Source organism: Chitinophaga sp. (assembly GCF_039596455.1).
Lineage (GTDB): Bacteria > Bacteroidota > Bacteroidia > Chitinophagales > Chitinophagaceae > Chitinophaga.
Window position 1 is genome coordinate 343228 of the sequence record NZ_JBCNJR010000004.1, and the last position, 20972, is coordinate 364199.

The 20972-nt window shown below is 54.3% G+C and carries 15 protein-coding genes; 2 read left to right on the forward strand and 13 right to left on the reverse strand.

Annotated features, from left to right (window positions below; all coding sequences use genetic code 11):
- Positions 1-147 precede the first annotated feature (147 nt).
- The 5 genes from ABDW36_RS16210 to ABDW36_RS16230 all read right to left on the reverse strand — a co-directional run bounded on the left by ABDW36_RS16210 (position 148) and on the right by ABDW36_RS16230 (position 5342).
- Positions 148-1260 carry a FecR domain-containing protein gene (locus tag ABDW36_RS16210; RefSeq protein ID WP_343702970.1) on the reverse strand — a complete coding sequence of 371 codons (1113 nt, stop codon included), beginning with the start codon at positions 1258-1260 and terminating at the stop codon, positions 148-150.
- Positions 1261-1424: 164 nt separating this feature from the next.
- Positions 1425-2060, reverse strand: a complete 636-nt coding sequence (locus tag ABDW36_RS16215; protein ID WP_343702971.1) for an RNA polymerase sigma-70 factor — start codon at positions 2058-2060, stop codon at positions 1425-1427.
- A 167-nt stretch (positions 2061-2227) separates the two neighbouring features.
- Entirely contained in the window at positions 2228-2668 is a 441-nt protein-coding gene (locus tag ABDW36_RS16220) for an RDD family protein (RefSeq protein WP_343702972.1), read from the reverse strand.
- Positions 2669-2705: 37 nt separating this feature from the next.
- The gene (locus ABDW36_RS16225) at positions 2706-4256 is read right to left on the reverse strand and encodes a glycoside hydrolase family 28 protein (RefSeq protein WP_343702973.1); all 1551 of its coding nucleotides are present in this window, start codon (positions 4254-4256) and stop codon (positions 2706-2708) included.
- Positions 4257-4448: 192 nt separating this feature from the next.
- Positions 4449-5342, reverse strand: a complete 894-nt coding sequence (locus tag ABDW36_RS16230; RefSeq protein ID WP_343702974.1) for a nuclear transport factor 2 family protein — start codon at positions 5340-5342, stop codon at positions 4449-4451.
- 190 nt (positions 5343-5532) lie between these two features.
- Between ABDW36_RS16230 and ABDW36_RS16235 the strand changes: the two genes are divergently transcribed.
- Together ABDW36_RS16235 and ABDW36_RS16240 are read left to right on the forward strand one after the other, a co-directional pair.
- Positions 5533-6348 carry a phytanoyl-CoA dioxygenase family protein gene (locus ABDW36_RS16235; RefSeq protein WP_343702975.1) on the forward strand — a complete coding sequence of 272 codons (816 nt, stop codon included), beginning with the start codon at positions 5533-5535 and terminating at the stop codon, positions 6346-6348.
- Positions 6349-6356: 8 nt separating this feature from the next.
- On the forward strand, positions 6357-7205 hold the full coding sequence (locus tag ABDW36_RS16240) for a TIM barrel protein (protein ID WP_343702976.1): 849 nt from the start codon (positions 6357-6359) through the stop codon (positions 7203-7205).
- Here ABDW36_RS16240 and ABDW36_RS16245 read toward each other — a convergent pair.
- From ABDW36_RS16245 to ABDW36_RS16280, 8 genes are all read right to left on the reverse strand, one after another.
- Positions 7181-8764, reverse strand: a complete 1584-nt coding sequence (locus ABDW36_RS16245) for a beta-N-acetylhexosaminidase (RefSeq protein WP_343702977.1) — start codon at positions 8762-8764, stop codon at positions 7181-7183. The two genes, ABDW36_RS16240 and ABDW36_RS16245, sit on opposite strands and share 25 nt — an antisense overlap.
- A 4-nt stretch (positions 8765-8768) precedes the next feature.
- The gene (locus ABDW36_RS16250; RefSeq protein ID WP_343702978.1) at positions 8769-9986 is read right to left on the reverse strand and encodes a right-handed parallel beta-helix repeat-containing protein; all 1218 of its coding nucleotides are present in this window, start codon (positions 9984-9986) and stop codon (positions 8769-8771) included.
- A 23-nt stretch (positions 9987-10009) separates the two neighbouring features.
- Positions 10010-12880: a glycosyl hydrolase gene (locus ABDW36_RS16255; protein WP_343702979.1), complete on the reverse strand. Its 2871-nt coding sequence runs from the start codon at positions 12878-12880 to the stop codon at positions 10010-10012.
- Between the two features lie 2 nt (positions 12881-12882).
- Positions 12883-13773 (reverse strand): DUF5017 domain-containing protein, encoded by an 891-nt coding sequence (locus ABDW36_RS16260; RefSeq protein ID WP_343702980.1) that lies wholly within the window; start codon positions 13771-13773, stop codon positions 12883-12885.
- A 35-nt stretch (positions 13774-13808) separates the two neighbouring features.
- On the reverse strand, positions 13809-15611 hold the full coding sequence (locus ABDW36_RS16265; RefSeq protein WP_343702981.1) for a RagB/SusD family nutrient uptake outer membrane protein: 1803 nt from the start codon (positions 15609-15611) through the stop codon (positions 13809-13811).
- Positions 15612-15632: 21 nt separating this feature from the next.
- The gene (locus tag ABDW36_RS16270; RefSeq protein ID WP_343702982.1) at positions 15633-19025 is read right to left on the reverse strand and encodes a TonB-dependent receptor; all 3393 of its coding nucleotides are present in this window, start codon (positions 19023-19025) and stop codon (positions 15633-15635) included.
- A 130-nt stretch (positions 19026-19155) separates the two neighbouring features.
- Positions 19156-20304 carry a FecR domain-containing protein gene (locus ABDW36_RS16275; RefSeq protein ID WP_343702983.1) on the reverse strand — a complete coding sequence of 383 codons (1149 nt, stop codon included), beginning with the start codon at positions 20302-20304 and terminating at the stop codon, positions 19156-19158.
- Between the two features lie 80 nt (positions 20305-20384).
- Positions 20385-20939, reverse strand: coding sequence for an RNA polymerase sigma-70 factor (locus ABDW36_RS16280; protein WP_343702984.1), 555 nt, complete (start codon positions 20937-20939; stop codon positions 20385-20387).
- Positions 20940-20972: the final 33 nt, after the last annotated feature.

Sequence of the window (20972 nt, forward strand, 5' to 3'; positions counted from 1 at the left end):
CATAACTTACGTAGAATTAGTTGTTAATAATCGGGCACAGCCATCCCACTACAGAGACTGTACCCATTAGGCTAATGGCGGGGAATGGTTGCACATTTCCCGTTTCTTTTTGTGTTTATTCCAAAGGCAAAAGATTTTGGTTCTCTCTTAATAAATAATGATGGCATCTTCCGCGCGCCGGTAATTAAATTGCTCCGTGAGCTGCAGCGCTTCCAGGGCCTGGGTTACCGTTTCATTCCTGAACATGCCGGTGAACCGCAGGTGCTGGATGGCTGCATTCTCGAAGCGGATAGATACATTGTACCAGCGTTCCATACGGGTGGCCAGGCTGGTAAACGATTCGTCGTGGAATATGAGTTTATTGTCAATCCAGGCCGTTTCAATAATGGCGCTGTCTTCTTTCGGGAAATAAGTGGCCGTACTGATCACCGGTATGCCCGGCTCCGGCTGGTCCTGTATGGAATCAGGCCCGTTGGGCACCACCAGCTTCTCCGCCGGTTTCAGGCGTATTTTTTTATCTGCCTGGTTTTTCAGCTGCACTTCTACCGCCCCGCTGATGAGGGTGGCCTCGCTCACCTTGTCTCCAGGGTAGGCCTTAACATTAAAGCTGGTACCCAGTACGTTGATATGCATGGTTTCCGTGTGCACAATAAATGGTTTTTCCGCATCAGGCGCTACTTCAAAGAAGGCCTCCCCTTTCAGGTATACTTCCCGGCTGCCGCCTTTGAAGCGGAGCGGGTATTTCAGCTCGCTGTCTGCGTTCAGCCAAACGGAAGTACCGTCTGCCAGCTTGATGTGCGAGCGGGTGCCGCGGATGTTGTATTCCGCCCGCAGCCCGTCTTCCCGGCCTGGTAATACGCCCGTGCTATCCAATACGTACCAGGTGCCCACCAAAAAAAATATGGCGGCGGCCATGCGGGCCAGCAGCATGTACCACTTCACCGGCGGGGCCTGCCCTTCTGCTTCAGACGGCTCCGGCGTGGCGGAGTATTCGTTTACGGCGTCTTCACGCAATGCCGGCCACAGCTCCGGGTCTGCGGCGTTCATCTGCGCCGTCAGCCGTGCAAAGGCGGTCCTGGTACTGTCTTCGTCTCCCTTTTCGTCATTATTCTTCCAGTAGGCCTGCAGCCACTCGCTCTCTTTCCGGCGCTGCGGGTCTGCGCGGGTAAGGGCTTCCAGTTCCCGCTGTTCTTCCCCGCTGATGTCTCCCGAGAGCAGCCTGGAAAGCAGCCATAAATATCTTTCGTTGTCCGTTTGCATAAAGCCGGGATTTGCCCTGTTTGCATATAAGACACGGAAACATCTGCAGCTTACGTATTCGCCTGGGAAAAATTTTTTGCCTGTGGAGGAACACGGTGTAGAGGTCTTCTCTGAAGTACTTGCGGCGGGACTTTAACGGAGCTCAGCCGCCGCCGGGCATAAGCTTATCCCTGCATTGACATTAAAAAAGCCAGCAGCAGCGTAACGTCTGCGTTCACCCCGGACGGCGATTTGCGTTTGGTAGTAAGGAAAGGTTGCAGGGTATGCTGCAGGGTTTTGACCGCATGGAACAGCTGGGTTTCTACGGTACGGTGAGAGAGGTTCATGATCTCCGCTACTTCTTTGGGCCGGAAACCCTCTTCACGTATGAGGCGGAATATCTTGCGGCGGCGGGGCGGCAACATTTCCACGGCGGCGTCCAGCCGGGCCAGCAGCTCCTTCCATTCGGAAGCCTTATACGGGTCATGCGAAGGTACAATGCCCAGTTGCTCCGGGTTTTCTGTAGGCACCACCCGGTAGGCGGAAAACTTGCGCAGGTAGTTGAGGCTCTGGTTGCGCACCGCCGTAAAGAGGTATTTTTCAATATGGAGCACCTCCTGGTAGCCCTGGCGGCCAGACCACAGTTTCATAAAAATATCGGACACAATTTCTTCGGCAGACTCGTGGCTGCTTACATACTCCGCGGCAAAGCGCACCAGCCCCTGGTAGCAACAGTGAAACAGCTCCTGGAAGGCCCGCTGGTCGTTCTCCTGCCAAACCCTTTGCCATAGAACATTCAGACCGTCTTTACCGTTCCGCATACGCACCGTATTTTTTTGTGAACACCTTCCCTGTAGACATGCCGGAGTGGAATTGGTTGATAATGATCTTCGTGGAACCGGGGCATACCGGGGGGTATGCAACACCGGTGTCCAAAGTACATTTTAAAAACCGGATTTGCAAATAGGGGGTGTTAAATCTGTTCCGGCTACTTTATTTTCCTGATTACTGTGGAGTCCGCGAATTTGTCGTGCCACAATTCTCCCCAAAAAATAGACAGCGGTTCAATAGGGATGAGGCGGGTAAGACTGCGTATCACCACATCATTAAAGGTAAGAGCGCTGCCATCGGTTTTTACTGCAACCGTTCCCGTAATCAGTTTACCCGGCGTACGGCCCTTCAACGCGCTTTCGAAAACAACGTAATACCCAAAGTAGATGGCAAAAGACATCAATGTGTCTTGCCAAAGCCGGTCAAGCCATACTCCCGGCTCAACAGGCTCGCGCCACATAGCATATACCAGGTAGTAAATGATATAATAGCCAATATTGTCCAGAAGAGAATTCGCAAAACGGGTACCTTTGGAAACAGGGGTCAGGGCCAGCTCCTGGTCAAACTCTTCCAGTAAATGAGGGGAGGTTTCTTTCATGGTATGGAATTTAGTACCTGAAAGATAGGTGAAAACATTATTTCTTCACATACCCCTCCGCTGCCCCTCGCACTTTATTTTTCCCCAGCCTGATATCTTTACTGTCTCCTTCGGCCTGCACAAAGGCACGGGCCTTGCCGGCAGCCTTCATGCCGCTGATATCCGCCCCGTTCACATTCTCCAGGCGTACAATGGCTTCCGCCCCTTCCGTGGCGGGAATGGTCCAGTTGGTGAGCTTTACCCCCTGCCCGTCTTCACAAACAAAAGCCGGGCGCAAGTCATTGGCCGCCAGGTTAAAACGGATATTGCGCAGCTGCAGGTCCTTCACATGCCTGGCCCAGATGCCGTACGCAGGTATCAGTGGGCCGAAGGTCTTTACCTCCGGATATTTGTCTATAGCCTCCGGCACTGCCTGCCGCGCATGCGTTGCATTGCCGCACCCTGCCAGGTCTATTTCAATGTTCTCCAGCGTCAGGCCGGTGATATAATGCCCCGGCACGCCGGTAATGAGGATGCCGGAAGGCGGCATCAGTTGTGCGTTGGCGGCAGCCTTTGCTTTTACATTGCGTACGGTCACATTTTCCATGGTGCCGGTGGGCTGCTGCGTGTCTTTCCCTTTTCTGAACACGCTCAGCCGGGAGCCCAGGCGGAACAGCATAGGTGTTTTCACATTCACCATCGTGATGTCTGAAATGTCTACATTGCGGAGGTGCGCGCCGTCTACCGTCAGCAGCTTGATGCCGCCGTTGTTGGTATCATAAATGTAACAGTCCGATATTTTGATGTTCTCAAATGGCGCCGTGGATTCTGTACCCATTTTGATAGCCCCGTGCCCGCTTTTGAGGCGCATGCCCGTTACCACAATGTTCTTGCAGGCCATTTTGCTGGAAGTGGTCTTGAAACACAGCGCATCGTCACCACTTTCAATATCGCAGTTTTTGATGCGTACCTCCTGGCAGCCGTCTATATCTATGCCATCGTTATGCGCTACGCCGTGGCTGATGATCTTTACGTTCTCGATATCCACCTGTTTGCACTGGAAGTAGTGAGACGTCCACGCCGCGGCGTATTTCAGCGTAATACCGTTCACCTTCACCCCTTCGCAGCGCACAATGCGCACCAGGAAAGGTCTCCGGCCCCAGCGCTGGGATTCGGAACGTGTGTCTGTCTGTATATGCGCCGCTTTCAGTTTGGCGCCCTGCCCGTCTATCACCCCTTTCCCTTCTATGCCGATGTTCTTTGCGTCTACCGCTACCAGCAGTGCCCAGCCTACATCTATGCCCAGGCCGTCTGTAAAAGGGTCCATGTTCTTATATTCGTTAACATCTGTGCTCCCCAGCAGCACGGCGTTCTCTTCGAAGTGCAGCACCACGTTATCTTTCATCACAATAGTGCCGGAAAGGAAAGTACCCTGCGGAAACACCACTTTCCCGCCGCCGCTGTTATGGCAGGCGTCTATGGCTTTTTGAATGGCGGCGGTGTTCAAGGTGCGCCCGTCACCCACGGCGCCGTGGGCGGTAATGTTTACGTCTGCGGCATGGGCGCCCATAGCCAGCATGGCAAAAATGCACAGGAAAAACAGTTTCATGCAGTAGTGTGGTTTGTAATGTTGCCGGCGTACCGCCACATAACGGAACTTCCAGTGAAAGCAGCTTCCACCGGGCAATACGCCTGTTCATAACGTGAATAAATCTCGGGACGGAAATTAGCGTTTCGCTCTCTAAAAGTCAAAGCGGCGCGGCAAAATGATAAAATAGATGAAGTCTTTGATACAAACCTGTCAATGCAGGCTGACCACCCGCGTTATTTTCCATTCGTTGCCCTGCTGCTGCCACAGCACAATGAACTTGGAAGGATTGGAGGCGCCCGGCTCCGCTTTGTTCCGGAAACGGTGATACCCTATCTCCACAGCGCCGTACCCCTGGATGGGATATACTTCCAGGCTGCCCTTCACCAGCTCCCTTGTCACTTTGCCGCAGATATTTTTACGGATAGAGGCAAGATTGTCTTGTTTAGAGGTAGAAAGCCCCGTTCTGTCGTGGTAAAACTCCAGCGTATCAGACATCATGGCGGCCATTTTTTCCATGTTGCAGGTATTGTAGGTATCGAAGTAGATACTGTCCAGCCGGGCAATGGTATGGTGCAGCGTTTCAGATACCGGTGCATAAGGCGCCGGCTGGTAACGCGTTTCTGTGGCAAATTGTGTATTCACCAGGAAGTCCAGCTCCCGCGCTATTTTCCATTCATTCCCCTCCTTGCGCCAGGTGCGGGTAAATTTGGATTCTTCCACCTGCCGCTCCACACCGTTTTGCCGCACATAAAAACGCTGTACGCCGGTTTGCATGGCTTCCTGCCCGCCAAACGGGAACACTTGAACACTTTCCTTCACCAGCTCCCGCCGCATTTTCACGGAAGGGTTGCCGCAGGTTTTCTGTATGAATGCCACCAGCCCCTCATAAGGCTGGGCGCTGGTGGGGTTGGCATACCCGCCGTCGTGAAAAAGCATGAAGTCTTTTGCCAATACCGTTTCCAGTTGCTGCAGGTTGCAGGTGCCCATGGCAATGGCAAACAACAGGCTGTCTTTCCGTTCCAGCTCGTTCTTTAAAGCGGTGTTTTCCTGTGCCTGGGTGTATTGGGCCCATAGCAGGGCCAGGATGAAAGGTAATATTTTCATGATTCCTATGTTTTGCCCGGTAGTATGTTATACTTAATACCAAGGTAGTCTCAAAACGTTTCCTCACCAACTTTTTCTTTTGGATTCTTTTCGAGCCCCGTATCAAAAATGATAAATATCTCCCCAGTTTCCCCATTTTCTCTCCCGCTCCGTCTCCCTAATTTTAACCAGTAACTAAATTCCACTGTCCATGAACACAACACTTTCCAAAGAACAGATACAGTTCTATACAGACAACGGCTACATCGTGATAGACAACTTCCTGACCCCGGAGGAGCTGGCCACCTGGCGCGAAGCGGTAACGGAGGCCGTAGCGGAAAGGAACGGGTTGAAGATACCCGGCAAGTCTATCTCCATTAATGACGATGACGGTATCAACAAGGAAGCAGACTACTTCAACAATGTTTTTGACCAGTTGCTGAACCTCTGGCAAACGAATGAAAAGGTAAAAAAGCTGATGCTGGACGAGCGTATCGGCAAAATGATAGCGGAGCTGTCTGGCGTAGACGGCGTGCGCATCTGGCATGATCAGGCGCTGATCAAACGCCCCTGGGCCAACCCAACCTCCTGGCACCTGGACACGCCCTTCTGGTCTTTCTCAGACCGGCGGGCCATGTCTATCTGGGTGGCGCTTGACGACGCCACGCTGGAGAACGGCTGCCTCTTTTTCATTCCCGGCTCTCATAAAACCACCACATTTGAGAACCCGGGCATCGGCAAGAACATGGGAGAGATCTTCACCACCTACCCGGAATTCAAACAAAGCAAATCTGTAGCGGCGCCCATGAAAGCAGGCAGCTGCTCTTTCCATTGCGGCCTTACCATTCACGGGGCGCACGCCAACATGACGCCGGGCTTCCGCCGGGCCATGACCTGCGCTTACATGCCGGACGGGAACACCTTTAACGGCACTCCCAATATTCTGCCGGATGCCTATGTGCAATCTCTCAAACCGGGAGACCTGCTGAACAATAACGAACAAAACCCGTTGATCTATTCCAGATAAACACCGATATGCTATCCATCAAATATTACTATCCACGCTGGGGATCGGAAACCGTTGCCTGGGATGACTTTGCGGGCAAGGTCAAGCGGGCCGGCTTCCAGGGTATAGAGGTATACCCGCTTCAGCACCGCCACGAAAAACCTGACATGCTCCGGGCCCTGGAAGACCACGGCCTGGAGTTTTCTTTGCTGCATGCGGAAATGAAGGAAGGAAAGGATTTTGCGGCGTATAAAAAAGCGCTGGAGCGCAACCTGGTTGAGCTGACCGCATATGAGCGCAAGGGGCTCCGGCCGCAGTTCATCACTTCGCAAACCGGGCGGGAGTACTACTCAAAAGACCAGATGGCGGAGTGTTTTGCCATCTGCGAGCAGGTGAGCCGCGAGTCAGGCATCCCGGTGATACAGGAAACCCACCGCAACAAATGGTCTTTTGCCGCGCATGTGGTGAAAGAATACCTGCAGCAGTTCCCTTCGCTGCAGCTGGCGCTGGACCTTTCCCACTGGGTGTGCGTATCGGAGAGTTACCTGGAAGACCAGCAGGATGCGGTAGACCTGGCCATCCGCCACACCCGGCACCTGCATGCCAGGGTTGGGCATACGCAAGGCCCGCAGGTGACCGACCCGCGCACACCTGAAAACCGGGAGGCGCTGGAGCATCACCTGCAGTGGTGGGATCAGTGGATAGCGCACCTCCGGGCTTCGGGCGCCACGCAATGTACCATTACGCCGGAGTTTGGGCCATACCCTTACCTGTCTTACCAGGTTGGCTCTACAACGCCCGTGGCCAGCCAGTGGGATATTAACTGTTTTATGAAAACGCTGCTGGAGCGGCGCTACTCTTTAGGCTCCCCGGTTTGAGCGGGGTTTGACAGATCGAAATAATAAAGGCCGTCTGCCCGGTACATTGGAAAATGGCCGGCCAGGCGCGTTTTAAAGCCATGATAGTTCCTCTGTGCCGGCGGTGTCCACGCAGCCTCAGCTACGGCGGCCAGCCGGGGAAACAGCATGTAGTCCAGCCGTTGGGGAGAAGCAATGCGCTCCGTCCATACATTGGCCTGAATGCCCAGCACCTGTTCAGCATCCCGGAACTTTACCGGGAGCGCCTCCCGCGTGAACCGGTACACTGCTTCCGTTGAGTTCAGTCCGAATTTCCGCCAGTCAGGGCCGTGTACCTGCGTACTGTCTTGCATATAGTCAAAGTAAAACGGCAAGCGGGGGCAAAGTACAACCGGCAGTGACTTGTCTATGGCCTTTTGCAATTGCTCCGGCTTGTTATGCCGCCACCAGAACACAATGGTACTGTCTGGCCTGAGCGCAAAATCCGCCGCCTCGTCCCACACCAGCACCTTGTTCTGAATGCGCAGCAGCGAATCTGCCACCCTTTCCACAAAATACCGCTCCACCGCTTCCAGGTCTTTCAGCCCGGCCTGTTTCATCAGGCGCTGCACGCCGGTATCCGTTTTCCATTGTTCATTGCCGAAATGCACTTCATCTCCGCCAATGTGTACCATCTGTGAAGGGAACAACACATCCGTTTCTTCCAGAATGCGGCTGATATACTGATAGGTGCCTTCTTTTCCCGGGTTGAACGTGAAGTGAGGGAATTTTGCGGAACCGCCCCCGCTGAACTCCGGGTATGCCCGGTTGGCTGCCGTGGCATGGCCCGGCATGTCTATCTCCGGTATGATGATGATAAAACGTTCAGCGGCGTAGGCTACTATTTCCCGGATATCTTCCTGCGTATAGTATGCGGCGGCAGCGTTTTCATTACTATAATTGCCAATGCCGCCAACCATGGCCAGCCGGGGGTAGCGTTTGATCTCCAGCCGCCAGCCTGGCTGGTCTGTAAGGTGCCAGTGAAACCGGTTCAGCTTGTAGAAGGCCATCCAGTCAAGTATCTGCTTTACTTTTTCCTTGCCGAAAAAGTGCCGGGACTCGTCCAGCATCAAACCTCTCCACTGGTACAGCGGCTGGTCTTTCAGGCTCCAGCAGGCAATCCGGAAAGACGGCCCTTGCCGGCTGACCAGCTGGATAAGGGAAACAGCCCCGTTAAACAAGCCTTCATTGTCTCTTGCGGTAATAACTACGCCGTCTGCTTTTACCTCCAGCCCATATGCGCCGGACGGGCCTTTCAATTTGGCGTTGTAAACCAGCGAAATGCTTTGCGCGGCCGGCACGGGCTTCATAGCCACCGTTAACCGGTAGCGCCTGAACAGCTCCTGCTGCAGGTAATGCGCTACCGGCATTATCTGCGCATCCCGGCAGATGATGCGGGTATCTTCACCAATGAGGAAAGCGCCCTGGCCTTTCACGGCCTCCAGGGGTAAGGGAACTACAGGACAGGCCTGCTGCGCTGCCAGGTAAGCGCCCTGAGTTAACAGGAACAATATCAGGAAGGCCGGTTTTTTCATCTGCATATACTTAAAAATTACCGCTTGCATTGATACCTGCTTTCAGGTTCAGCAAACCCATGTCATTGTCAAATACGCCGCCCAGCGAAGCATTGAAGTTGCTGACGTTCAGCGTTGAAAAGTTGGCCCATATAGTGGCGTTCGGCATGGTGTTGTGCGTGATGCGGATAGAGTATTCAAATCCTGTTGTATTGTTGCGCCAATAGCCGATACCATGATACATGTCATTCACGGGAGAAGGAACATTGATGGTATTGTAGGAAACGTCTACAAACTTGAAGTAGTTGTAAGCCGGCACGTCATACTCATACAGCAAGACACCGGAGCCGTGCATGATGTTGCCGAAAATGGTGATATAGTGGCCATTGCGTGCCTTGACCCCGCCGCCGGAAGCGTCTGGCGGCCAGCCGGCTATGGTGTTGTACTTGATCAGCGTTTGTGCAAAGCTGTGTACATAAATGCCATGGTCTGTATATTCAGGAGATGTGTTAAGGGCTGTGTTTCGCTCAATGGTGTTGGCCTGGATGGTAGTATGGTCTGTTTGCGTGTCATTGATAGCCGTTACAAAATACCCGCCTGCGCCGCCGTCTCCAATAGTGTTGTTGATGATGCGGGTGTAGGTAGACTGCGTGCTCCATATGCCACGGCCGGGATGGCCGGTTCTCCTGTACAGTTCACAATTGTCTACTACAGCGCTGTCTGTGCCGGAGAGGTGGATGTAGGCATCGTGATAATACAGCTTGTCCCATGCGGGCAATTTTTTCCCCTGGTCAAATTTGCAGAAAGCGATCATGGGTTTGTTGGCGCCGGTGATCAGGTACCTGATGTTGAGGAAGCTGATGCCTTTCACCAGGCAATCGCTGATGTCTGTAGTGTAAGACATGGTCAGCAATTGCGTGGCCGCAGTGCCGCCGGCCGTGGTGGTGGCGTCAAACACCGGCCATCCCTGCCCCAGCAGCACAATGCCGGGTTTCATATTGAGCTTGCCGGTGATGTGATAGGTACCGGCTTCCACCAGTACCGTATCTCCCGCGCTGGCGCCGGCTATTACGTTGTTCATATCTGCCAGCGTCATGCCGTTCTGTATCACATGGCTGGCCAGCAATCTGGTGGTAGCCAGCTCCCCTTCAACCACCCGTTTTTCTTCTGCGGGGGTCACACCATCGCGGCTGCAAGATATCATAGCCAGTGCTACTGCCGGTAAAATGAAAAGAAGTGAAATTTTCATGGTTCGTAGTTTAGTGATATGCATTAGTCAGTGAGTTCGATGATGCGCACCGGCCCCGTCATGCCAGCGGGCAGCAGTGTTTTGCCCAGCCCTTTGAACTGCTGGTACCTGGGATTGCCCTTTTCCCCCTGCCCTACAAAAAAGTTGCGGTTGGCCGGTGTCACCATTACCCGCAAGGTATTCTCCCCGTTTTTCAGCAAACGGGTCACATCCAGCTCATACGGCGGCCAGAGGCGTTTGCCGGCATACTGCCCGTTGATCCATATTTCGGCGGTGAAAAATACGTCGCCAAGAGACAGGTGGTAAGCCGCATTCTCTTTCATTGAAAGAGAAAAAGCAGTGCTGTAAACAGCTTCGGCGGAAGAATACTTCAACACACTATCTTCCCGCCAGTCAAACAAGCGGCTGTTCTCAAGATGTACTTCCCCGGCTTTCACATCCCACACCGAAGGCTGCGCCACTACCCTGCCTTCTTTCCGGCCTGCCGGCAATGGGGCCGTAATGCTTCCTGTAACCGCAGCGTATAAGAACACCGCGCTGTAAGGCTGCAACGCTATCTGCACAACAGGGCCTGCATTACGGGTAATCTGGCCGGTCTCCGCGTCAAGCAGGTAGCTTTGTGAAAACTTTTTATCCAGGCTGAGTGAAATATGCTGTGCCGCGGTGCTTTTGTTCCAGAAGAAATGCAGACGGCTGCCGTCTTTCATTTCCCTTTGCGCCTGCCTGATGAAATTGTAAGGCTGTTCAAAACGGACAGGCATGTCCATCTGCCGGCACCATTCTTCAACGGCTTGCAGCGCCTGTATTTGCCATACCTGCGCCCCCTTGGCCACCGCCGTAAAGATGGCGGCCACTTTTGCGTCATTGGCCCGGTAGTCTTTGAAACCAGGCTGCCTGGCCGGCGCTTTTCCGTATATCAGCACTTTTGCACCCTGGCCCGCCAGCTGCCGCACCTGCTCTGCTGTTTCAACCGGCATGTACGGCAGGCATGACAATACCAGCGCCTGATAGTTATTACCACGCACGGTAATGGCGCCTGAGACATTGGATGCGGCCAGGAGCGACTCGTCATTCACATAATCCCACGTCAGCCCCGCCGCTTCCAGCTTGTTCAGCAATGGCCAGGTGTCTATGAACCACCGCTGTATTACGGTGGGGTTGGGAATACGCTTTTTTGTAGCGCCGGCGCCAAATGGCTCCAGGTCTTCAAAATAACCGTTCACGAATGTTTCTTCCGGGTTGTATACAAACTGGGAAGGCCCTGCGTCAACAAAGGGAAAGTACACCAGCACGTCTGCCCGCGGCCGGCCTGCTCTCAGTGCATACTGGCTCCTGGCAATAAAGGTGTTGATCTCTCCCATGTAGTTCCAGTAGTTGTACCCTTCGCTGAAATTGGAGGCGTAGTTGAAATTGCGGAAGGGCGTAGACCAGGTGTTCCATCCTTCCACGCCGTACTCTCCCGTCTGGTATTTGTAGGAAGTACCGTGGTATACCAGTTGGTTGATGCCTGCGGCGAAAGATTTATTGGCAAAGGCCTTGATCTTTTGCGGCGTGGTCATGCCCGCACGCTGGCTGAAAACATAGGATTCCTGGGCTATTACCGGCCGGTTGTAAAGATGCGCGCCGGAAGCAACCAGCTTCACCAGCCCGTCAGACCCGCCGGCAGATAACTGCTCCGCTTCCGGAATAGAGGCAAGGCCGCTGGCGCCGATGATATCTACCATCAGCCCGTACTCCTGGGTACGGTGCTGCAGGCCTCGCTGCTCCAACCAGCGCCTGCTGGCGTTGAGGAAGTTTTCCTTGTAAAGCTCGGAGATGGTCAGGTTGTAATCATAATGCAACCGCGGGTCTTCAGCAGAAAAAGCATACCGGGGCACGGTATCCCGCCCGAATGAATAGGCGTTGTTGTAGTTGGGGATCATGTTGGCCGCCAGCCAGGGGCGGATATCGTATCCTCTTCTTTTTTTGAACTGTGCTATAAAATCTGCGGAAATGTGGCGGCTGGTGATGAACTCCTTGCTGTCATTAAACACAGCCCTGAAGGGTTTTCCATAATACTTGTTCAGGCCGGTACCCTCACCGAACAAATGCCCATAACTGTCTTCAACCGCCTTTGCGTTCAGATGGTCTGCCACCAGGCTTGTTTGCCTGGTGCCTATGTACATGGGTTTTTCCCCGTTGGGCAGCATGTACATGGCAACGATCTTCCATTCTCCCCCTGCGGGGGCTTTCCACCGCAGCTTTCCTGCGCGCACATGCGGCTGCAGCTGCACCAGGCTGGAAGCGTCCAGCCAGGTGGTACCGTTCTGCTGCGCGGTTATCCTGGCCGCACAAACAGACAGCAGCTGCGCCTGCGAAAGGTCTACCGGGTTGTAAACGGGGTTGCCGTTGCGGGTAATGGCGGAATAGTCTGCTTGCAGGGCCGGTACAGGCATGTTCACGAGCGTTCCGCCCGCCACCACGGTGTCTGCAGACTCCATGGTAAGCATGCTTTCCGCCGGTTTTACGAACGGCCCTCCCAAAGGCCAGCCGCTGCCTCCGTTCATGTCTACCGTAAGCCCTGTTTTAACGGCCTCGTCCATTACGGCACGCACATGATTGTAGAAGGAAGGCGTATGCCAGCTATACACCCGGTCAAGGTCCCGGCTGTTTGGGTTGATGCCCACCGTCAGCGGCTGAATTTCCACGCCGCCGAATTTCTTTTCTGCAAAGAGGCGCACTTCCCTCCTCAGCTCCTGTTCGTTCACATCATTGCCCGGCCACCACCACCGGGTAAAGGGGCCGTAGCGCAAGGGCGGCTGGCGGAACAAGGCGGCGTCAAAATCCTGCTGGGCAAAGCATGGCAGCCCGATGCCTGTAATAAGCAGCAGCCATGCGGTCAAAAATCTTTTCATACTTATTGCGAAACGCGGATGTTTATTTTCCTGACAACAGATTTGGCGCCGGTTACATTGGCGTTGGATGCTACAAACACCACCTCCCGGTCTCCGGGCTGTTGCAGCACATACCGGTAAGTGTTCAGCGTACCGGTCACGTCCTTGATGCCCACGCCCCAGTCAGGGCTCACGCGGTTGGGAATGAGCGCCGCCACTATCCAGTCTTCATTGTCCGGCGTATTGGCGCCTCCCCCGGCCATCTGCAATTGCGTGGCGTTCTGCGTCCATTTCTTTTCATCGTTTTTAATGCTCACCGCGGTAAAGCCGGCGGCGGGAATGGCGTTTACAGAATATACCTTTTCTCCGCCCGCGGTTTCAGTATACAGCTGGAAATTTTTGATAGTCCAGGTTTTCTGCGCGGAAGTGGCGCTTTGTGTGCCAATGTACCGGAACGCCACATAAACCGTTCTGTCCCCATCAGCAAAAGGGGAAAGATCAATTTCACCGGAGGGCGTATTGTCTGCCCCGGTGGAAAGCTTTGCCTGCGCGGTAATGTCCGTCCAGGTGGCCTGGGCAATATCCGCATCCACCTTGCCATTGAAGTCTGTAGACACCAGCAGGCTGAGGCTGTTTTGCTGTGTGCCGTACTGGGCAAAAGAGGTGAAGCTGATCTTCGGGGTACCGGTTACGCTGGTCCTTTCACGGTTAGCGTAGTTGTTGCCGCTTTCGCCGGAAAAGAACGTGAGGTAGTCTGGGTTGCCCTTGAAGATGAACTCCACTGTATCTCCCACCTGGTACTGGTCTTGCGCAACAGACACTTCAAAATCCGGTTCGCTGAATGCCAGGTCTTTCCGGCAACTTGCGGCTGTCAGCATTATGGCCGCCGTCAAAAAGCATATGTATGTTTTCATGCGTATTCGTCTTTTTTGAATCGTACACCTTTATATTACCATCCGGGGTTTTGCACCAGCAGCTTGTTGAGGCCCAGCTCCGTAATAGGTATGGGAAACAGCTCGTTCCTGGATTGCACGTTGTTAAAGCTCAGCGCACCATATTTCAAGTTGGCGGGCGCATCTGCGGTAAATTCTGACGCTACTTCTTTCAGGGTGGGAACAAAAATATTCCACCGGATGAGATCGTATTTCCGCATGCCCTCAAAACACAGCTCGCGGGAGCGTTCAGCCTGTATCAACTTGAGGAAGCCTGCTTTGTCCAGTGCAGGTATATCCGCATCTGCCGTGGTGTAGATGGTGGCCGCCGCGGTAGCGCCGGAGCCGCCGCCGCCGGTGATGGTGATGGTTGGAGCTGTAGTGTACCCTTCTCCCATAGCGGTACCGGTAACAGCGTCCGGGTTAAGCACAATGGCTGTTACCTGCCCGCCTGCTACCGTGGCGGTTGCAGCCGCACCGGAACCATTGCCGCCGTTGAAGGTAACCGTGGGCGCGCTGGTATACCCGCTGCCGCCAGACAGCACCGTGATAGTTTTAATGCCGGTAGACCAGCCCCTGCGCCTCACCATGTTCACCGCGTCAATGGCAGCCTGGCTGGGCGCGCCGTTCACTTCATTGTCTGCTTCGGCAAACATCAGCAACACATCTGAATAGCGGAGCAAGGCCAGGTTTTGCGGCGTGGACTGGTTAGGCTTGGGGTTCACCAGCTCCTCTTCTCTTCTCCATTTGCCCACGGTTCTGTTATAACCGGGAACAGTGGCGGCATGGAATGTTTTTGTACCGGTGGCCGTGTAGCTGAAATTGGCAATGGCCCTGTCTCGCCGGATGTCTCCGGGCTCATAGGAACGGTACAGGCGGTCTGTAACGCCAATAAAACCGTAAGCCGTTCCAATGGCGGCGTTCGTTGATGTAATGCCTATCCACGAACCGATCTGCCCCAGCTCACGGGTATTTCCCTTGGCGGAAAATTCTACTTCCCAGATGCTTTCCTTCATATCGTACTTATCCTGCGCGTAGTTCACGAACACCTGGCTGAATGAAGGGTTCAGGCGATGGGCAGACTCCGCATCGTCTATCACCTTTTTAGCCCAGTCCCTCGCATCCTTGTATTTGGCGGTGTTCATGAGCGGGTAACCGGCCCAGTACAGGTACACCCGCGCCAGTATGCCTCTTACGGCAGACTTGCTGATCCTGCCGCCAATAGCTGCCTGGCTGGCCGTTTGCACCAGCTGCTCCGCCTCCTTCATGTCTTTCGTGATCTGCTCATACACCTCCGCTGCGGGGCTCCTGGCCACGTCGTTGCCCAGCACGGAGCTAACGGTGTTCAGGATGAGCGGCACGTCCCCGAAGTTGGACACCAGCAGGAAATAATAATACGCCCTCAAAAACAGGGCTTCGCCTTTGATGTGGCCGCGGACAGTCTCGTCCATCACCGGCTTGTTAACGTTTTCCAGCAGGGCGTTGGCGCGACTGATGCCCTGGTACAGCGTGGTCCAGAGGTTCAGTATCTCCGGGTCGCTGGAAGTAAAGTTGTATAGCTGGGGCCCGTTGATCTGGGTGGCCCGCATGTAATATCCTTCATCTGCTTCCGTGGCCAGCTTTACCGTCATGGTATAGGCATACAAAGGCGCTTTGCCGAGAATGTCGTATACACCGGCCAGGCCATACCGCAGATGGTCTTCCGTAGTATAGTAGTTAGCCGGCGCCAGCACGTCAAGCGGTTTGGTATCCAGAAACTTCTTGCAGGCGGTAGTGCCTGACAAGAGGCATACAAGTGGTATAATATGTTTGATCTTCATGTTCCTGTTGATTTTGATTGGCTAAAATGTGGCATTGATCCCGAACACAACCGTTCTTGCACGCGGGTAAGCTGAAAAATCGAAGCCGGGTGTAAGGGCTGAATGGCGTACAGACACTTCGGGGTCCATCCCCTTGTAGTTGGTCCACACCAGCAGGTTTTGCGCAGACAGGTTGAAAGACAGGTTGCTCATTTTCAGTTTTTTTGACCAGACGGGAGGAACGCGGTATGCCAGCGAAACGGTTTTCAGCCTTAAAAAAGACGCATCTTCTATCACCCTGGAAGAATAGTACCCGAACGGCCCGTGCCCGCCGGTGCGGTACATGGTGTTGCTGGGGTTTTCCGGCGTCCAGCGGTTGGTGTATTCCGCGTACTGGTTCATACCGGGGCGCCCCAGGGAGTTGCCTTCGAACACCATGCGGTTGGCGTTGTACACGTCGTTGCCGTAAGACCATTGCAGGAGCACGCTCAGGCTCAGCCCCTTGTAGCTGATGTTGTTGGAAAAACCGCCGGTGTGCGCAGGCTGCGGGTTGCCGATGATGCCCTGGTCTGCGGAGGTGATCACGCCATCCCCATTCAGGTCCCGGTACCTGATATCTCCCGGCTGTACGGTAGACACAGACGGGCGGGTGCTTTCACTGGTGGGCACCGTGCTTTTCAGCACGTAGCGGCCGGGGGCCACCTCATCAAAATCGCTGTACTGGTAGTTGCCGTCCCATATATAACCATAGAACAGCGCCGCCGGCTGCCCGACGCGGGCAATGTACAGCGGCGTCTGGTAAAAATTGTCCCAGGTCACAGCAGTACGCAGGTTGTTTTCCCCGCTTACAAGCCCAATGATCTTGTTGCCGTTGAAGGCGATATTGAAATTGCTTTCCCAGCTGAAATCTTTTTTCCGGATGTTCACGGTATTGAGGGTCAGCTCCAGGCCCTGGTTGCGGATGGAGCCAATGTTCTCGAACACGGTAGTAAAACCGGTGGTACGCGGCACGCTGGCATTGAGCAACAGGTCAGACGTGGTTTTGCGGTAAACGTCTGCGCTGAGGGAGATCCTGTCATTAAAGAACCCCAGCTCCAGGCCAATGTCCAGTTGCCCGGTGCTCTCCCACTTCAGCAGCGAGTTGCCCATAGAACCATAGATCAGCCCTTTTACCGGCTCGGCATCGCCATAGGAATAGCCATAGGTGTCATTCAGCACCAGGCCGGGGAAATAGGCGAAATCACCCACCCTGTTATTGCCTGTAACACCATAGCTTACACGCAGCTTGGCGTCAGACACGAGGCGGCTGTCTTTCAGGAAATTCTCTCCCTTCACACGCCAGGCCAGCGCACCGGAGGGAAAGTAGCCCCATTTGTTACTGCCGGGAAATTTGGAAGAGCCGTCCGCACGCATGGTAAACGTAAGCAGGTAGCGTGAATCATAGTTATAGTTGACCCTGCCAAAATAGGAAGCCATGGTGTTAACGCTCTGGGCGGAAGTATTGCTGTAGGGCGTGCCTGAAGCCAGCGCTGCAATGCCCAGCTCTTCATTAGGTACTTTCGATGCCTCAAACGCATAACGCTCGCTGTTAGCCTGCTGTACGGTGAAACCGCCGAGCAGGTCTACCGTATGTTTCCTGTTGAAGACCTTGTGGTAGCTGAGCGTGTTCTCGTTCAGCCAGGAACGGCTCATGCTGTTCGCCACACCGCCGTACACGCCCCTGACATTGGTGGCGCCAAACGGCGTACCGCGGGATGTTTTGGAGTTATAGAAATACTGGTTCTGCGACTTCCTGCTGATCAGGCCTCCTGTAACGCGGAGCGTAAGGCCCTCCAGGATGTTGTAGGAAAGGTAGCTGTTTACCGAAACATCAGTATGTGTATTCTTGTAAAATTCTTCCTGTGCGTTGATCACGGGGTTGATACGCAGGAACGAGCCTGTGTTCTGGGGATCATCGTCAATAAACTCTTCCACCAGGTTCTCGTTCCCGGCGGTAACGGGGCGGTAGGCCCAGGCATTGTACATCACGTAGCCCAGCATGCTGGCGCCGCCCTGCGCAATGGGGTACCCGTTGGTGATGGTTTGCCCCAGCGCAATGTTCACGCCTGTTTTTACTTTAGGTGAAATATCCTGGTCCAGCACCACCCTGCCGGTGTAACGTTTGTAATTGGAATTGATGATCACCCCTTCCTGGTCATACAGCGAGCCGGAGATGCTGTAGCGGGTGCCGCCGGTGCCGCCTCTCACGGCTATGTTGTGGATCTGCATGGGCGCGGTGCGGAGGAGCAGGTCTTGCCAGTTATAGCCTTGTTTGCTCCGGTAATCTTCCAGGGTAAGCCCGTGCTTGTCCAGGTAAGTCTCCTTTGCGGGAGCCGGCGTCAGTTCCAGCTGGTATTTCACAAATTCATAAGGGCTCATCATTTCCATGGTATTAGTTACCTGCTGCACGCCAATGGAGCCCTTGTAGTCTACCACAGGTTTTCCGCTGCGGCCCTTTTTGGTAGTGATCACGATCACGCCGTTGGCGCCCCTGGCGCCGTAAATAGCGGTGGCAGACGCGTCTTTCAGTACGGTGAACGTGGCTATTTCTTCCGGGCTTACCGGAGACTGCTCAAAGTTCTCCACCGGGAACCCGTCTATTACATACAGGGGGGATGTGCTTTGCGTGAGGGAGTTGCCGCCCCTGATCACGATGTTACTGACGCTGCCGGGCTGCCCGTCTCCCGATGATACGCTGACCCCGGCTACACGCCCTGCCAGCGCCTGGTCAAAGGTGGCTACCGGCGCCTTGGCCATTTCTGCAGGGTCTACCTGCCCTACCGCTCCCGTCAGGTCTTTTTTCAGCATGCTGCCATAGCCTACCACCACTACTTCGTTCAGCCTGGTATCAGCTTCGGCCAGCACCACATCTATCTCTTTTCTGCCGTTAATGGATACCGTCTGCGGGGCAAACCCCATCATGGAAAACAAGAGCACCGCGTTGTCTGCCACGCCGCTCAGCTTGTACTGCCCCTGGTCATCACTCACGGTATTTTTATTGCTGCCGCTCACCCTGATCACCACGCCCGGCACCGGGGCGCCTTTGCTGTTCGTTACCTTGCCCTTTACATCAATGAGCGCAAAGAGGCTGCCGGCAGGCTGCGGTTTCGGTTTAATGACAACGCTGCCGTCTACAATAGCATAGGTCAATTCCTGGCCCTTGAAGCAGGCTTCCAGTGCGGCTTCCAGGCTGGCGTTCCGGAGGCTGACCGTTATGGGCCGCGCAGCGTTGAGCACTTCCGAGCTGACCATAAAATCATACCCGCTCTGCGACCTCAAGGTGGTGATCACACTTTTTAGAGAGGCGTTCTTCACTTCGAGGGTAATAGGCTGCGCATAAGATGCCGCGTTCACCTGCAGCAGGAGCGCCGTCATCAGCAGCATGACCAGTTTCATGCAGCGTTTCATCTGGCCTGGCATGCAAACAGCCCGCCCGGGTCTGTACAGACCGAGAAAATAGTCCATCATAATGTATTCTGTTGGTTTGGTGGTGAAGGCTTTCTTCTATGCCTTCAGAATTTGGTTGTTACTTTTTTACAATGACCTTCCGTCCTTCTATTCTAAAATGTACGCCGCCTGTAGTCTCCATAATGTTAAGCACTGCGGAGATAGGCTTCGATTTGGATACCATGCCGAAAAATGTATGCTGTGTAAGGTCGTCTTCAAATACGGGATCTATATTGTACCAGCGGGACAGCTTCTGCATGATGCTTCCCAGTGGTTCATCATTGAACATAAAATAGCCGTTCTTCCATGCCAGGGCCGCTTCGGTATTTGCCTGATGCACTGCTATGGCGCCGTTTGTCCATACCGCCTGCTGGCCCGGCTGCAGCAATACAGGCTGCCCCTTGCCGCCGTTGATGCGTACACTGCCTTCCACCAGCGTGGTCCTGACCTGGCTGTCTTCCGGGTAGCTGCTGATGTTGAACGCGGTGCCCAGCACTTCCACCGCTTGCCCGTTGCTGTTCACAATAAAAGGCACCATGCCGTTCCCGCCGGGTTGTTTCACTTTGGCAATTTCGAAGTAAGCCTCACCGCTCAGTTCTACGGTGCGTATAGATTTATCTTTAAACGTGGAGGGGAATTTAAGGGAAGACGCCGCGTTGAGCCATACCCTGGAGCCATCCGGTAAAATGATCTGGTAGGTACCTCCCCTCGGCGTAGTGGCTACCAGGCTTTCCGCACCGCCGCTGCCTGCGGGCGCATCCACGGCAGAGCCGTCATTGTAGGTCAGCCCAGCGGTGTTGATCACCACTCCGCTGCGTGCGCTGCTCAACTGAACGGTTTGCCCGTTGCCCAGGGTCAGCGTGGCCATATTGCCGCCGGGCGCCACATCTCCGGGAAACACCTGCCCGGCCGTTGGTTGCCTTGAAACGGGCGTATTCACCAGCCATACCGAAAGCGCCACGGCAAACAACACGGCCGCCGCCGCGGCCACGGCCACCCAGCGCCTGATAACCGGTTTCTTTCTACCGGTACCAGCCTTTATCCCTGCATACATCTCATCCTTCAGCTGCTCCGCAGATGCCGCAAATGTATCCGGAACGGCCAGCGGTTCATCGCTGTCACGGTTTAGCCATGCCATCAACTCCGCCTCCTCTTCGGGAGAGATGCTTTTGTTCTTCCATCTGTGGGCCAGGTATTCGTACCGTTGCCGCTCTTCGGAGCTGCTCATGATTGTGGCATTTATAACTATGTCAGTTCAGGAAAGGGAATCCCTTAGTGGAGAATAAAAAAATTTTCAGGCGGGTGGCGTCAGAGCAGAAGGTAACTTCTGAGCCCTGCTTTCAGCGTTTTGAGCGCCTTTCCAAGATGGGCCTCCACCGTTTTTTCGGAGATATGCAGCGCTTCTGCAATTTGTTTCTGGGACATGCCTTTATCCCGGCTCATGGTAAACACCATCCGGCATTTTTCCGGCAGGTCTGCCACCAGCCTGGCCAGCCGCTCCCTCGTTTCCTCAAATTCAAGCCATTCTTCTGTAGTATTATGGGCAACGGCGGCCGTAAATTCAGCAGCGTGCTTTTTGCGGACGTAATGTTTATCCAATGTATTGATGATCCTGTATTTCACGCAAACAGACAGGTATGCGGAGAGGGTGCTGTCTATTTCCAGGCGGGCCCTGCGCTCCCAGAGATTAATAAAAATGTTCTGCACTACTTCCCGCGCCTCTTCCAGGTCAAACAGCTTCCGGGAGGCAAGCACAAACATCCGCTGCCAGTACCGGTTGTATATTTCGGTAAAAGCCTGCTCGTCTCCCTGCTGTAAGAATGTGATCAGTTGCTGGTCGCTGTATAGGCCGTAAGCACCCATCCCGTTACTGTTTTGCCCCGTTAATCATGCACA

Excerpts from the sequence above, each read along its gene's own strand:
- ABDW36_RS16240 (WP_343702976.1), top strand. The coding sequence starts at position 6,357 with ATGCTATCCATCAAATATTACTATCCACGCTGGGGATCGGAAACCGTT.
- ABDW36_RS16230 (WP_343702974.1), bottom strand. The coding sequence starts at position 5,342 with ATGAAAATATTACCTTTCATCCTGGCCCTGCTATGGGCCCAATACACC.
- ABDW36_RS16250 (WP_343702978.1), bottom strand. The coding sequence starts at position 9,986 with ATGAAAATTTCACTTCTTTTCATTTTACCGGCAGTAGCACTGGCTATG.
- ABDW36_RS16255 (WP_343702979.1), bottom strand. The coding sequence starts at position 12,880 with ATGAAAAGATTTTTGACCGCATGGCTGCTGCTTATTACAGGCATCGGG.
- ABDW36_RS16275 (WP_343702983.1), bottom strand. The coding sequence starts at position 20,304 with ATGAGCAGCTCCGAAGAGCGGCAACGGTACGAATACCTGGCCCACAGA.
- ABDW36_RS16210 (WP_343702970.1), bottom strand. The coding sequence starts at position 1,260 with ATGCAAACGGACAACGAAAGATATTTATGGCTGCTTTCCAGGCTGCTC.
- ABDW36_RS16265 (WP_343702981.1), bottom strand. The coding sequence starts at position 15,611 with ATGAAGATCAAACATATTATACCACTTGTATGCCTCTTGTCAGGCACT.
- ABDW36_RS16235 (WP_343702975.1), top strand. The coding sequence starts at position 5,533 with ATGAACACAACACTTTCCAAAGAACAGATACAGTTCTATACAGACAAC.
- ABDW36_RS16260 (WP_343702980.1), bottom strand. The coding sequence starts at position 13,773 with ATGAAAACATACATATGCTTTTTGACGGCGGCCATAATGCTGACAGCC.
- ABDW36_RS16225 (WP_343702973.1), bottom strand. The coding sequence starts at position 4,256 with ATGAAACTGTTTTTCCTGTGCATTTTTGCCATGCTGGCTATGGGCGCC.
- ABDW36_RS16220 (WP_343702972.1), bottom strand. The coding sequence starts at position 2,668 with ATGAAAGAAACCTCCCCTCATTTACTGGAAGAGTTTGACCAGGAGCTG.
- ABDW36_RS16270 (WP_343702982.1), bottom strand. The coding sequence starts at position 19,025 with ATGAAACTGGTCATGCTGCTGATGACGGCGCTCCTGCTGCAGGTGAAC.
- ABDW36_RS16280 (WP_343702984.1), bottom strand. The coding sequence starts at position 20,939 with ATGGGTGCTTACGGCCTATACAGCGACCAGCAACTGATCACATTCTTA.
- ABDW36_RS16215 (WP_343702971.1), bottom strand. The coding sequence starts at position 2,060 with ATGCGGAACGGTAAAGACGGTCTGAATGTTCTATGGCAAAGGGTTTGG.
- ABDW36_RS16245 (WP_343702977.1), bottom strand. The coding sequence starts at position 8,764 with ATGCAGATGAAAAAACCGGCCTTCCTGATATTGTTCCTGTTAACTCAG.